Origin of the sequence: Curtobacterium sp. MCPF17_050, from assembly GCF_003224435.2 — a bacterium.
In the GTDB taxonomy this organism is placed as follows: domain Bacteria; phylum Actinomycetota; class Actinomycetes; order Actinomycetales; family Microbacteriaceae; genus Curtobacterium.
Genome location: NZ_CP126250.1, coordinates 1,413,675 through 1,426,996, shown reverse-complemented (window position 1 = coordinate 1,426,996; position 13,322 = coordinate 1,413,675). Strand labels below are relative to the sequence as shown.

Sequence of the window (13,322 nt, the reverse complement as noted above, 5' to 3'; positions counted from 1 at the left end):
GGCCCGCGGCGCTCGTCTTGTCCCTCGCAGAAAGAACCGTCGTCCATGACCAAGAGAACCGTCGTCGTCACCGGGATCGGTGCGATCAGTCCCCTCGCTGCGACCGCCAAGGAATCCTGGGCGGCCCTGCTCGCCGGCGAGTCCGGTATCACCCGCATCGAGGACACGCGCTACGCCGAGCTCGAGCTCCCCGTGGAGTTCGCCGGTCAGGCGCGCCGCTTCGTCACCGACCAGCTCACCCGCCCGGAGGCGAAGCGACTCGACCCGTCCTCGCAGCTGTCGCTCATCGCGGCTCGTGAAGCCTGGGCCGACGCCGGCATCGACGCCGAGTCCGTCGTGCCGGAGCGGCTCATCGTCGACTGGGCGACCGGCATTGGCGGCGTCAACACGCTGCTCGACGCATGGGACACCCTGCGGGAGCGCGGTCCGCGACGCGTCCTGCCCATGACCGTCCCGATGCTCATGGCGAACGGCCCGGCCGCCGCCATCGAGATGGAGTTCGGCGCCCGTGGTGGCGCCCGCACCTACCTCTCCGCCTGCGCCTCCTCCACGGAGTCCCTGGCCGAGGCCTACCGCCACGTCGCCTTCGGTGACGCCGACATCGTCATCGCCGGTGGTGCCGAGGCCGCGCTGCACCCGCTGCCGCTCGCGGCGTTCGCCGCGATGCAGGCACTCTCGCGGCGGAACGACTCCCCCGCGACCGCGTCCCGTCCGTACGACGTCACCCGTGACGGTTTCGTGCTCGCCGACGGCGCCGCCGCGCTCATCCTCGAGACGAAGGAGCACGCCGAGGCCCGCGGCGCGCACATCTACGCCGAGGTCGCCGGTTCCGGCATCACGTCCGACGCCTTCCACATCACCGCGCCGGACCCCGAGGGCTCCGCCGCCGCCCGCGCGGTCATCATGGCGCTCGAGCACGCGGACGCCAGCCGTTCTGACGTCGCGCACGTCAACGCCCACGCGACGTCGACCCCGGTCGGCGACGTGGCCGAGTACCACGCGATGCGTCGGGTCTTCGGTGACCACCTCGACCAGGTCGTCGTGTCCGCCACGAAGGCGTCGACCGGGCACCTGCTCGGTGGTGCCGGCGCGATCGAGGCGGTCTTCACCGTCCTCGCGCTCGAGAACCGTCTCGCACCGCCGACGATCAACCTCACCGAGCAGGACCCGGAGATCGTGATGGACGTCGCGACCGCTCCGCGGGAGCTGCCGGCGGGCGACCTGCTCGCGGTGAGCAACTCGTTCGGCTTCGGTGGGCACAACGCCGTGGTCGCGTTCCGCTCGGTCTGATCCGCCGTCGGCCTGGAGGCCCGTCCCGCGTCGCGGGGCGGGCCTCCGTCGTCCTGCGTGCGCCGCCGGTCGGCGCGCTCCCGGGACCCCTCCGCGGTCGCACGACGTGCCGCTCACGTCCGCCCAGGTCCCATGATGTGCGGCTCTCGACGCGCGAAGTCCGCGCATCCCGGAACCTGGACGTCTGCGCCCGGGCGAGGCGCGCCTCCCGGCTGCCCGTCGGCCCCCCGCTGCCCGAGGTCGCCCGCGCTCGCCCGCGGTCGCACGACGTGCCGCTCACGTCCGTCGTGGTTCCACGATGCGCCGCTCTCGGCGCGCGAGATGAGCGGATTCCGGAACCGCGGCGCAGGGGCCCGCGCGCGTCGGACCCCGGCCCGCGACGCAGACGACGGCGCCGCCTCGGCAGAGGCGACGCCGTCGATCGGAGGAAGCAGGCCCGGGACTACCCCACGCGGTGGAGCCAGACGACCGGGTTGCCCTCGGCCGCGTGCCGGAAGGGCTCGAGCTCGTCGTCCCATGCCTGACCGAGCGCGAGTCGCAGTTCGCGGTGCAGGTCGAGGGCGTTGCTGCCGGCGACCTCCATGGCGTAGCGGACCCGGTCCTCGGGGACGACCATGTTGCCGGTGACGTCGGTCTGCGCGTAGAAGACGCCGAGGTCCGGCGTGTGCATCCACCGGCCGCCGTCGGAATGAGCGGTGGCGTCCTCGGTGACCTCGAACCGCAGGTGCTCCCAACCGCGCAGGGCGGAGGCGATCGCCGCGCCGGACCCGACGGGGCCGGACCAGGTGAACTCGGTGCGACGTGAGCCGTCGAGCGCGGGCTGGTCGAGCCACGAGAAGTTCACGGCGCGGTTCATCGCGCGACCTGCCGCCCATTCGACGTGCGGGCAGAGCGCGCGTGGTGAGGAGTGCACGTAGAGCACTCCTGACGTTGTCCCAGTCACGATTCCTCCGATCGTCAGGTGCGACTTCCCCATCGACCTGGACTGCGGAGGACCCGTTCGGGACCATCGGTATGCGATTGTGATGTCCCGCAGGACACGCTCATCATGCCAGCTGCCGACCGGGAACGGCAAGCACCCGGACGAAGACCGCGGAGCCGGATCCCCTACGCCAGTTCCTGACGCGGGTAGATGACCTTCTGCACGATGATGATCACCGACGCTGCTGCCGGCACGGCCACGAGCGCGCCGAGCACCCCGCCCACCGTCGCTCCGGCGACCGCGGCGATGACCACGAGGGCCCCGGGGACCTGCACGGCCCGCGACATGATGCGCGGCGAGATGATGTACGCCTCGACCTGCATGTACACGAGGTAGTAGATCGCCGCAGCCAGTGCCGTCGCCGGCGAGGCGAACAGGCAGAGCAACGAGATGAGCACCGCGGCGCCGATCGTGCCGACGAGCGGGATGAGCGACCCGAGGAACGCGAACGTCGCCAGCAGCACGGGCAGGGGCGCTCCGATGATGAGCAACCAGATGATGCTCAGCACACCGTTGATGCCGGCCTGGGTGATCTGGCCGACGACGTAGCGGCCCACCGACGACGTGACCTCCTCGCTCACCGCGACGAAGTTCTCCCGACGGGACGCCGGCACGAACCGGTACGCCATCGTCTTGAGCCCGCGCATCGACGCCAGGAAGTACAGCATCAGGATGATGACGATGAGGGCACCGGTCAGGCCGGAGAGGATGCCACTGCCGACGGCGAGGATGCCGCCGCCGAGGGAGAGCAGGTTGCCCGGGTTCTCGACGAACTTCTGCGCGGACTCCAGTGCGTGGTCGACGTCGAACGACCCCTCGAACTGTCGCGAGAGGTCCTGTACCCAGCCCTGTCGCGAGATGTCGTCCACGATCTCGGGGAAGTTCTGGACGAGGTTCGTGGCCTGTTCCACCAGCAGCGGCACGATCGCGAAGACGACCCCGACGAACGCGCCGAGCACCGCGACGACGACGACGAGGATCGCCGACCACCGCGGGATGTACCGCTCGAGCAGGGTCACGAGTGGGTCGAGGCCGAGCGCGATGAACAGCGCGACGCCGATGTAGACGAGGACGGTGCTCAGCTCGTGGATGAGCGTGCCGGCCAACAGTGCGACGAGCACACCGATCGCGCCCATGAACCCGATGCGGAAGGCGTTGACGCGCACACCGGTGCCGGCCCGGCTCACCTCGAACATCACGTTCGGGGTGGGCGCGTGACTCGTGTCTTCGGGAGGGCGCTTCTTGGACGGCAGGTGCACGTAGGGCGGGCGGGACTTGAACCCGCGAATCGTTCGGTTATGAGCCGACTGCCTTGACCAGCTTGGCTACCGCCCCTCGGGGCCAGCGGCCACCGGCTCCCCACGATACAGCGCCTCGAACGTGGAGAGGGTGCGGTTGATGTCGTGTGCCTCGATCATCGTCAGGCTGCGTGCGCGCATGCGGGCGTACTCGTCGTCGGGCGCGGTGAGCACCGAGGCGAGCTTCGCGGCGAGGTCGTGCTCGTCGCCCGGCGCGAACAGGGCGCCGTTGCCGTCGACGAGGTGCGGGAGCGCCATCGCGTCCGCCGCGACGACGGGCAGCCCGGAGGCCATCGCCTCGAGCGAGGAGATGCTCTGCAGCTCGGCCGTCGACGGCATCACGAACACGGTGCCCTCGGTCAGGGTGCGGAGCTTGACCTCGTCGGGGACGAACCCGAGGAAGCGCACCCGGTCCTCGACACCGAGCTCCTGCGCGAGCGCGGTGAGTTTCGGGATCATGTCGCCGTCGCCGACGATCGTGAAACGGGCGTCGAGCGCGGCGGGCAGGAGCGGCAGCGCACGGATGACGACGTCGAGGTTCTTCTCGGGCGCGACCCGGCCGACGAACACGATGTCGTTGCCGGCGGGCCGTCCGGTCGCCGGCGTGTACCGGGTGGCGTCGATCCCGCACGAGATGGCGAGCACCGGCTGCCCGGCGATCGCGTCGCGCAGGTAGTCGGCGGCGAGCTCGGTGGGCGTCGTGATCGCCTCGGCGAGCCGGTAGGTCTTCGCCGCGTCCCGCCAGGCGATCTTGAGCGCGATGGGCGTCGTCCGCTTGCCGAAGGGCGTGTACTCGAGCAGGTTCTCGGGCATGAAGTGGTTCGTGCCGATGATCCGGATGCCCCGGTCGTGTGCCTCGCGGGCGACGCCGCGGCCGACCACGATGTGGGACTGGATGTGCACGACGTCGGGCTGCAGTGCGTCGATGACCGGGGCCGTGTGCTTGCGGACCGTCCACGGCCACGCGAACCGGTACCAGGCGTGTGCCGGCCAGCGGTACGAAGCCAGCCGGTGGACGGTCAGCGTGACGCCGCGGTACTCCTCGTCGAAGGAGCCGTGGTGCGTCCGGTTCCAGGACGGGGCGATGACGTGCACCTCGTGCCCGCGCTGCGCGAGCCCGACCGCGAGTTCCTCGGTGAAGGTCGCCGCACCGTTCACGTCGGGCGCGAAGGTGTCGGCGGCGATGAGCACCCGCAGCGGCCGTCGCCCCCCGGTGGCGGCCGTGGTGTCGGTCGTCTCGGTCCTGGCGTCTGCTGACACGGCGGGGGTCGTCCTCTCGTCGCGGTCACCGGCGCGCGTCCTGACGGACGGCCGGTCTGGTCGGTTCGGAACGCTACCGCACCCCTCTGGCCGCCCGCCTCCGCCGCGCGGCTGACCCGGGTCATCCCCCGGGGTCGTGCCGGACGGGAGGCACGCCTCCCGTCCGCCCGCTAGCGGCGGGTGTCGGGGTGGTGCTTCGCGAGCAGGAACACGCCCGTGATCGCGATCGCCCCGGCGACGAGGAAGCCGATGCCGGCGCCGACCGGCGCCCCGGCGGCCTCGTCGAGGACGATCACGCCGATGCCGACGGCGACGATCGGGTCGACGACCGTGAGGCCGGCGATGACCAGGTCGGCCGACCCGCTGGAGTACGCGTTCTGCACGAAGTACGCCCCGACGGCCGAGGCGACGACGACCCCCACGATCGCGAACACCGTCACCCAGTCGAACGTGCCGTTCACGATGCGGTTCAGCGTGACCTTGGCGAGCGTCGCGACGAAGCCGTACAGGACCCCGGCGCCGATGATGTAGTACAGCGCGTTCCGCCGCTTGGCCACGAGCCGGAACGACACCACGACGAGCCCCAGCACGACCGCCAGGACCACGAGGACGGTGATGAGCTGCCCGCGCCCGATCGGGCTCTCCCGGCCGTACAGCGCGGCGATGAGCACGAACAGGCCGACGCCGCCGATGCACGTCCACACCGCCCGACGTGCCCGGGTGCCGAGCGGGACGCCGCTGCTGCGGGACGAGAACCACGTCGTCACCACCAGGGCGACCGCACCGAGGGGCTGGACGACGATGAGCGGCGCGTAGGTGATGCTGACGAGCTGCAGCACGATGGCGGCACCGAGCATGAGCGTGCCGAGCACCCAGTTGCCGCTGCCGAGCAGGGCCAGGACGTGTCGGACGGACAGGCCCTTCGACTGCTGCCCCAGCCGGGCCTCGACGCGCTGGACGCCGCGGCTCTGGAACTGCGCACCGAGCGACAGGAACACCGCACCGACCAGTGCCACGGGGATCATCAGGGCCTGGAACGGGGTCAGGTTCTGCACCACGTCGGGGATCGGCAGGTCCGGTGTCACGGGTCGAGGCTATCCGACCCGCGCGGATACCCTGGGAGCATGCCCGTCCTGCCGATCCGGATCACCGGTGACCCCGTCCTGCACACCCCCGCGACCGAGGTGACCGTCTTCGACGACGCCCTCCGCGCACTCGTGGCCGACATGGTCGAGACGATGGACCTCGCTCCCGGTGTCGGCCTCGCCGGTCCTCAGGTCGGTGTCGGCAAGCGGCTGTTCGTCTACTCGTGGACGGACGACGACGGCGTGCTGTGGCGCGGTGTCGCGGTCAACCCGGTGCTGTGGACGACTCCCCCGCTGCCGGAGTCGGTGGAGGAGCTCGACGAGGACGAGGAGTCCGAGGGGTGCCTGTCGATCCCCGGGGAGCGCTTCCCGCTGCGCCGGTCGGAGGGCGCCCTCCTCCGCGCGGTCGACGAGTACGGCGAACCCTTCGAGATCGAGGCGCACGGGTGGCTCGCTCGGGTGTTCCAACACGAGTACGACCACCTGGACGGCCTGCTGTACGCGGACCGGCTGGTGCACCCGTACGCGAAGCAGGCGCAGAAGGCCGTGCGGAAGAACAGCTGGGGCGGTCCGGGGAAGTCGTGGCTGCCGGGTCGGGACCACCCCGAGGGCTGAACGCTCCACCGGCACACCGCGTCCGGCAGCCGGGCGTCAGCCCCGGTACGTGTCCAGGGCGTCCCGGAGCCGGTCGATCTCGGGGTGCCCCGGGCAGTAGCGCTCGAGCCCGGCCGCCAGGTGCGCCTGCGACCGGCTCGTCACGGCACCCGTCCACGGCGCCGTCCCGCTGACGGCGCACGCTGCCGCGAGCTGTTCGAGCGTCGCGTCGCCCTCCGTGGCGGCCAGGGCGGACCGCTGCTGCTCCGACGGCTCGGTGCCCGTGATCGGTGCCGCCGTGCACGAGGTCCTGCCGTCCTCCCAGACGGCCGCGGCGGTCGTGTAGGTCTCGGTCTCCGGTCCGTCGCCGACGGCGCAGGTGAAGGCGAACACGATCGGTGCCGACCCGCTCGGGCCCGACGCCCCGGTGCTCGCGGACGACGTCGGTTCCTCCGCCACCGCGCGGTCCGTGATGTCATCGGCCGAGGAGCACCCGGTGAGCGCCGTCACGGCGAGCCCGAGCGCCAGCACGGCGACGGTGGTCGCGGAGCGGCGGGGACGACGGGGCACCTGTGGACGTTAACAGCATCGGGCGGACGATCGGCTGAGGATGCGCACCACGGCGCCCGGGAACCGCAGGCCCGCGCCGTGCGGCACACGGGTCGCGCCGGAACGGGCGAGTCGCGCAAGGACGGGCGAGCCGGGCCGGAACGCAAGAGGCCCCCACCCCGGAGGGTGAGGGCCTGTCGCTCCCCGAGTTGGACTCGAACCAACAACCTGCCGGTTAACAGCCGGCTGCTCTGCCAATTGAGCTATCGAGGATCACTGTGTCCTCCGCCGGAGAGCGGTTGAACAGCGGGTAACAGCATAGCAGCAAACGTCCAGCGTCCCGCGCATCGGTCGCGCATCCCGGGCGTGCCGCACGGGAAGCCCTGGTCAGGGGCGGATCGTCAGTACCCCGCGGCCGGGTCGACCACGCCGATGAAGCCGGTGCCGTCGGCGCGGAGGAACGCCGCCACGTTGGTGCCGACCCGCTCCGCCAGCAGCGGCGCGACCATGTCCGGGGTGTCCGCCTGGTGCGGCGTGACGAGGGCGCCCGGCTCGCTCCACAGCGGGTGCCCGTCGGGCAGCGGCTCCGGGTCGGTGACGTCGAGTCCGGCGGCGGCGATGCTCCCGGACCGCAGGGCGTCCACGAGTGCGTCGGTGTCGACCAGCCCGCCACGGGCGATGTTCACCAGTCGGGCGTGGTCGGGCATGAGCGCGAACTGGTGCGCGCCGAGCAGGCCGGACGTCCCCGCCGTCATCGCGGCGGCGACCACGACGACGTCGGCGTCCGGCAGCACGTCGTCGAGCTGGTCGGTCGTGACGGTGCGGTCGGCGCCGGGGACGTCGTCGGCGGAACGGCGGACGACGGTGACCCGGACGTCGAAGGGCGCGACGAGGCGCAGGTACTCGAGCGCGATCCCGCCGGCGCCGATGAGGACGACGTGCCGGCCGTAGAGCGACAGGCCCTCCGGTTCGCGGCCCCAGGTCGTCGTGCGGGCGCGCTTCTGCAGCACCCGCAGGGTCGCGAGCGTCAACGCGAGGGCGTGCTCGGCGACCGGCTCGGCGTAGGCGCCCTTGGCCGAGGTGAAGAGCACGCGGTCGCCGTGCTCCGCGATGAGGTGGGCGAACGCGTCCACGCCGGCGAACGGCAGCTGCACCCACGTCACCCCCGGGGCGATCGTCAGCGCCTGCTGCAGGCCGTCGGGGTCACTCGCGTCGAGCCAGACGATGCCCCGCGTGTCACTGCCGAGGTCGGCGAGCGTCCCGCCCGCCTGCCGCACGGCGTCCTCGTGCAGATCGGTGGGCGTCGGCAGGATCGTCACGGCACCCGGGGTGGGCGGCCCGACCGGCAGGGGACGCCCGCCGTCGGTGACGACCGCCCGGTGTCCGCGGTGCTGGTGCTGCTCGCTCATGCTTGTCGTACCCCTCCTCGGCCGGCCGCGACCGGCTTGCGCTTCACCGGGCGCGACGCCGTCGCGGCGAGCGTCCGGACGTACGGGTCGAGCGGGTTGTCGAGCACCTCGTCGAAGGTCCCGAGCCCGACGAGCCGGCCCTCGTTCATGACGGCCACCCGGTCCGCGAGTGCCCGGGCCTCGCGCAGGTCGCTCGACACCACGATCGCCGAGAACGCGCGCTTCCGCTGCAGGCCGACCAGGGCCTCGAGCACGGACTGGCGGACGAGGACGTCGACACCGCGCGCGGGTTCGTCGGCGACGAGCAGCTGCGGTTCGAGCACGAGCGCACGGGCCAGGGCCACGCGCTGCCGCTGGCCGCTGGAGAGCTCCCACGTGTTCAACCGCAGGACCCCGAGCGGCAGGTGCACGGCGTCGACGAGCCGCGCCACGATGAGCCCGGCCTCCTTCCGGTCGAACCGGCGGTCGCGCGCGTAGATCGGTTCGGCGATGGCCTCGCCGACGAGCAGGTCGGGGCGGAGGCGGTCCGCGCCGTCCTGCGGCAGGTAGCCGATCTGTCCGGTCAGCCGTGCGTGGCGTCGCGAGGACGGCCGGATCCGGCGCATCCGCTCGCCGAGGACGGTGAGCTCCCCGCCGATGACCCGACGCCGGTGCGCACCCTCGCCCTCGCCGTTCGTGCCGAGCTGACCCGCGACCGCCGCCGCGAAGGTCGACTTGCCGGAACCGGACGCACCGAGGACCGCGAGCACCTCACCCCAGCCGAGTGACAGGCTCACGCCGTCGACGGCCCGGATCGGGCTGGTGACCGCACCGCCCCGGTACTCGATGCTGACGTCGTCCGCGACGACGGCCGGCCCGTTCTCCCCGGTCATGCAACCCCTTCTCGTGCCGCGCGCACCCTGCTGCGGCACCGTGTCGGGAGGCCCGGCCGCCCCGCCGACGCGACGTGCGTCGCGGACGGGGGCCGGGCCTCCAGGCTGGTCCTGCTGCCGTCGGTCCTGACCGAGCGGTCAGGCTCCGGCCTGCTCCAGTCGCTCCAGCGTACGCCGTCGCTCGGCCTGCTCCTCCGGGTCCGGCACCGGCAGCGAGGCCAGCAGCCGCTGCGTGTAGGGGTGCTGCGGCGCGCCGAGGACCTGCGCGGTGGTGCCGGTCTCGACCAGGTCGCCGCGGTACAGCACCGCGATCCGGTCGGACAGCGCGCCGACGACGGCGAGGTCGTGACTGATGAACAGCGACGCGAAGCCGAAGTCCTGCTGCAACTCGAGGAACAGTTCCAGCACGCGGGCCTGCACCGACACGTCGAGCGCACTGGTGGGCTCGTCGGCGATGAGCAGCTTCGGCCGGAGCGCGAGCGACCGGGCGAGCGACGCACGCTGCCGCTGTCCGCCGGAGAGCTCGTGCGGGTACCGGTCGCCGTACGCCGCGGGCAGCTGCACGGCCTCCATGAGCTCGTCGACCTGCTTGCGGGCCGCGCGCGGCGACGAGGCCACGCCGTGCACGACGAGCGGCTCGGCGACGGCCTCGGCGATCGTCAGCAGCGGGTTGAAGGACGTCGCCGGGTCCTGGAAGACGAACCCGATGTCCTTCCGCAGCCGCTTGAAGTCGCGCTCCTTGTACCCGAGCATCTCGGTCCCGAGCACCTCGAGCGAGCCGCCGGTGATCTTCGTCAGACCGGCGATCGCGCGGCCGATGGTGGTCTTGCCCGAACCGGACTCCCCCACCAGACCGAGCACCTCGCCGGGACGGATCGACAGGTCGACGCCCTTGACGGCACGGAACGGCGCGGCGCCGAGCCGGCCCGGGTAGACGATCTCCAGGCCCTTCGCGGACACGACGGGCTCCACGTCCTCGGTGATCGCCGCACGGCGGGCGACGCCGGTCGACGCCTCGAGCCGGGGCACCGCGGCGAGCAGGCGCTTCGTGTAGTCGGCCTGGGGCGCCGCGAAGAGCTGGTGCACCGGCGCCTCCTCGACGATCTCGCCCTGGTACATGACGGCGACCCGGTCGGCCAGGTCGGCCACGACGCCCATGTTGTGCGTGATGACGACGATCGCCGCACCGAACTCGTCACGGCACCGGCGGAGCAGGTCGAGGATCTCGGCCTGCACGGTGACGTCGAGCGCGGTGGTCGGCTCGTCGGCGATGATGACGCTCGGCTCGAGGGCCAGCGCGCTCGCGATGACGACGCGCTGCTTCTGTCCGCCGGAGAACTGGTGCGGGTAGTGGTCGACGCGGGTCTCCGGGTCGGGGATGCCGACGCGGCCGAGGTAGTCGATCGCCTTGGCGCGCGCCTCCTTCTTCGACATCCCGCCGTGCGCCCGGAGGCCCTCGGCGATCTGCCAGCCGACCGTGAACACCGGGTTGAGGGCCGTGGAGGGCTCCTGGAACACCATCGCGCCGGCCGTGCCCCGCAGGTCGCGGAGCTTCTGCGCGCCCACCGACACGACGTCGGTGCCGTCGAGCAGCACCGCGCCGCCGAGCGTCGCGGTCTCCGGCATGAGCCGGAGCATGCTCCGCGCCGTCACGGACTTGCCGGAGCCCGACTCGCCGACCAGGGCGAGCACCTCACCCGGGCGGACGTCGAGGCTGACGCCCTTCACCGCGTCGACGGCGCCGCCGTCGGTCGCGAAGGTGACGGTCAAGTCGTCGACGACGACCACCGGGTCGGCTGCCGTCCGGCCGGTGTCGGACCGGAGGCCCGAGGGGACGTCGCTCACGAGCCCGCTCCTTCCGTCGTGGCCGCCGCGCGACGCGTGGAGACCAGCTGCTTCAGCCGACGACGCGCACGGAGACGCGGGTCGGAGATGTCGTTGAGGCTCTCACCGATGAACGTGACACCGAGGACGAGCAGCACGATGGCGACACCCGGGAAGACGCCCGTCCACCAGACGCCGCTGGCGACGTCGGACAGTGCACGGCTGAGGTCGTAGCCCCACTCCGCACCCTGCGTCGGTCCGATGCCGAACCCGAGGAAGCCGAGGCCGGCCAGGGTCAGCACGGCGTCGCTCGCGTTCAGGGTGAGGATGAGCGGCAGCGACCGGGTGGAGTTCCGGAGCACGTGCCGGGTCATGATGCGCCACGGGTTCGTGCCGATCACGCGCGCCGACTCGACGAACGCGTCGTTCTTCAGACGGACGGCCTCGGCACGCACCACGCGGAAGTACTGCGGGATGTAGACGACGGTGATCGAGATCGCCGCGGCGATGATGCCGCCCCAGTAGGTCGACCGGCCGCCAGAGACGACGATCGAGACGACGATCGCGAGCAGCAGCGACGGGAACGCGTAGATCGCGTCCGCGACGACCACGAGGATCCGGTCGAGCCAGCCACCGATGTAGCCGGAGACCATGCCGAGCAGGACGCCGATGGTGATCGAGACGATCACGGCGACGATGACGACGAGCACCGCGGTGCGCGTGCCGAAGAGGACGCGGCTGAAGACGTCGAGCCCGCCGACGGTCGTGCCCCAGATGTGCTCGGCACTCGGCGCCGCCGTGCGCGGGAAGTTCACGCCGTCCGCGCCCTGCTGCTGGCCGAAGCCGTACGGGGCGATGAGCGGGGCGAAGAGCGCGACGAGCAGGAACAGCGCGCAGATGACGACGCCGACGATGAGCATGGCGCGCTGCCATCCGGTGCTCCGACGGAGCTGGACGACGACGGGGAGCCGCTTCCACAGCGGCTCGTGGCGGTCGACGAGGGTGATGTCGGACATCGTCAGAACCTCACTCTCGGGTCGATGAGTGCCGCGATGACGTCGACGACGAAGTTCGTGACGGCGACGATCACCGCCAGCATCGCGACGATGCCCTGCACGGCGACGAAGTCACGGGCGGACAGGTACTGGTTGAGCTCGAAGCCCAGGCCACGCCAGCCGAAGGTCGTCTCGGTGAGCACCGAGCCGCCGAGCAGCATGGCGATCTGCAGGCCCATCACGGTGATGATCGGCACGAGGGCCGGTCGGAACGCGTGCGTCCGGACCAGGCGGGACTCCCGGACACCGCGCGACCGGGCCGCGTCGACGTACTCGGACCCGAGCGACCCGATCATGTTCGCGCGCACCAGGCGCAGGAAGATGCCCGCGGTGAGCAGGCCGAGGGTCAGCGCCGGCAGGACGGCGTGCTGCAGCACGTCGCTGATGATCTGGCCGTTGCCCGTCCGCAGGGCGTCGATGATGTAGATGCCGGTCGGGTTCTCGATCCGGTCGAGGATGAGCTGCGCGCGGGTCGACGCGCGGTCGCCGAGGGGCAGCCAGCCGAGCCACACGGAGAACACGAGCTTGAGCAGCAGGCCGCCGAAGAACACCGGCGTCGCGTAGGTCAGGATCGCGAGCGCGCGGAGGAGCACGTCGGGCCACTTGTCGCGCAGGTAGGCGGCGAGCATGCCGAGCGGGATGCCGAGCACGAGGGCGACGATGAGCGCGTAGAAGACGAGCTCGGCGGTCGCGCCGCCGTACTGCAGGATGATCTCGGTGACCGGCCGGTTGTCGGTCGACGTCGTGCCGAAGTCGCCGCGAAGGATCTGGCCGAGGTACTCGAGGTACTGGACGATCACCGGTCGGTCGTAGCCGGCGGCGTGCAGGCGTTCCTGCAGCTGGGTCGGCGTGAGGCGACCACCGACGGAGGCGGTGATCGGGTTCCCGACGACGCGCATCAGGAAGAAGACGAGCGTCACCAGGATGAAGACCGTCGGGAAGATCAGGAGGAAGCGGACGAGGACGTACCGACCGAGTCCGCCGCCGCCACTGGCACGTCGCTGTGCCTGTGGCTTCGTCGGCTCCGTGTCGATCGCCTCGGGGTTCGTGAGGGTCACGGGGTGGGTGCCTTTCGCATGACGCGACCGGGGGTGCCCCTCGTGG

The 13,322-nt window shown here is 71.7% G+C and carries 12 protein-coding genes and 2 tRNA genes; 2 read left to right on the top strand and 12 right to left on the bottom strand.

What is annotated here, in order from left to right; genetic code table 11:
* Positions 1–45: 45 nt before the first annotated feature.
* On the top strand, positions 46–1,290 hold the full coding sequence (locus tag DEJ34_RS06770) for a beta-ketoacyl-[acyl-carrier-protein] synthase family protein (RefSeq protein WP_110825339.1): 1,245 nt from the start codon (positions 46–48) through the stop codon (positions 1,288–1,290).
* 442 nt (positions 1,291–1,732) lie between these two features.
* On the opposite strand, the gene DEJ34_RS06765 is transcribed toward DEJ34_RS06770, so the two are convergent.
* The 5 genes from DEJ34_RS06765 to DEJ34_RS06745 form a co-directional block, all read right to left on the bottom strand.
* Positions 1,733–2,266 (bottom strand): DUF3145 domain-containing protein, encoded by a 534-nt coding sequence (locus DEJ34_RS06765; protein WP_110825338.1) that lies wholly within the window; start codon positions 2,264–2,266, stop codon positions 1,733–1,735.
* A 131-nt stretch (positions 2,267–2,397) separates the two neighbouring features.
* The gene (locus DEJ34_RS06760; protein ID WP_258365971.1) at positions 2,398–3,468 is read right to left on the bottom strand and encodes an AI-2E family transporter; all 1,071 of its coding nucleotides are present in this window, start codon (positions 3,466–3,468) and stop codon (positions 2,398–2,400) included.
* Positions 3,469–3,532: 64 nt separating this feature from the next.
* Positions 3,533–3,607, bottom strand: a tRNA-Ile gene (locus DEJ34_RS06755).
* On the bottom strand, positions 3,598–4,830 hold the full coding sequence (locus DEJ34_RS06750; protein ID WP_258368240.1) for a glycosyltransferase: 1,233 nt from the start codon (positions 4,828–4,830) through the stop codon (positions 3,598–3,600). Before DEJ34_RS06750 ends, DEJ34_RS06755 begins: the two co-directional genes overlap by 10 nt.
* Positions 4,831–5,000: 170 nt before the next feature.
* Positions 5,001–5,915, bottom strand: a complete 915-nt coding sequence (locus DEJ34_RS06745) for a multidrug DMT transporter permease (protein ID WP_181419591.1) — start codon at positions 5,913–5,915, stop codon at positions 5,001–5,003.
* Positions 5,916–5,954: 39 nt separating this feature from the next.
* Between DEJ34_RS06745 and def the strand changes: the two genes are divergently transcribed.
* Entirely contained in the window at positions 5,955–6,530 is a 576-nt protein-coding gene (gene def, locus DEJ34_RS06740) for a peptide deformylase (RefSeq protein ID WP_110825337.1), read from the top strand.
* 36 nt (positions 6,531–6,566) lie between these two features.
* Here the strand turns inward: def and DEJ34_RS06735 are convergent, their stop codons facing one another.
* From DEJ34_RS06735 to DEJ34_RS06705, 7 genes are all read right to left on the bottom strand, one after another.
* Positions 6,567–7,079 (bottom strand): hypothetical protein, encoded by a 513-nt coding sequence (locus DEJ34_RS06735; RefSeq protein WP_110910918.1) that lies wholly within the window; start codon positions 7,077–7,079, stop codon positions 6,567–6,569.
* Between the two features lie 179 nt (positions 7,080–7,258).
* Positions 7,259–7,331: transfer RNA gene (locus DEJ34_RS06730), tRNA-Asn, on the bottom strand.
* Positions 7,332–7,459: 128 nt separating this feature from the next.
* Positions 7,460–8,467, bottom strand: coding sequence for a D-isomer specific 2-hydroxyacid dehydrogenase family protein (locus DEJ34_RS06725; protein ID WP_110910919.1), 1,008 nt, complete (start codon positions 8,465–8,467; stop codon positions 7,460–7,462).
* A complete protein-coding gene (locus DEJ34_RS06720) occupies positions 8,464–9,339 on the bottom strand; it encodes an ATP-binding cassette domain-containing protein (RefSeq protein ID WP_110825334.1) in 876 nt (291 codons plus the stop codon). The genes DEJ34_RS06725 and DEJ34_RS06720 overlap by 4 nt, the downstream gene beginning before the upstream one ends.
* 138 nt (positions 9,340–9,477) lie before the next feature.
* The gene (locus DEJ34_RS06715) at positions 9,478–11,184 is read right to left on the bottom strand and encodes an ABC transporter ATP-binding protein (RefSeq protein WP_375232121.1); all 1,707 of its coding nucleotides are present in this window, start codon (positions 11,182–11,184) and stop codon (positions 9,478–9,480) included.
* A complete protein-coding gene (locus DEJ34_RS06710) occupies positions 11,181–12,179 on the bottom strand; it encodes an ABC transporter permease (RefSeq protein ID WP_110825333.1) in 999 nt (332 codons plus the stop codon). The genes DEJ34_RS06715 and DEJ34_RS06710 overlap by 4 nt, the downstream gene beginning before the upstream one ends.
* Positions 12,180–12,181: 2 nt before the next feature.
* Positions 12,182–13,276: an ABC transporter permease gene (locus DEJ34_RS06705; RefSeq protein ID WP_110910920.1), complete on the bottom strand. Its 1,095-nt coding sequence runs from the start codon at positions 13,274–13,276 to the stop codon at positions 12,182–12,184.
* Positions 13,277–13,322: the final 46 nt, after the last annotated feature.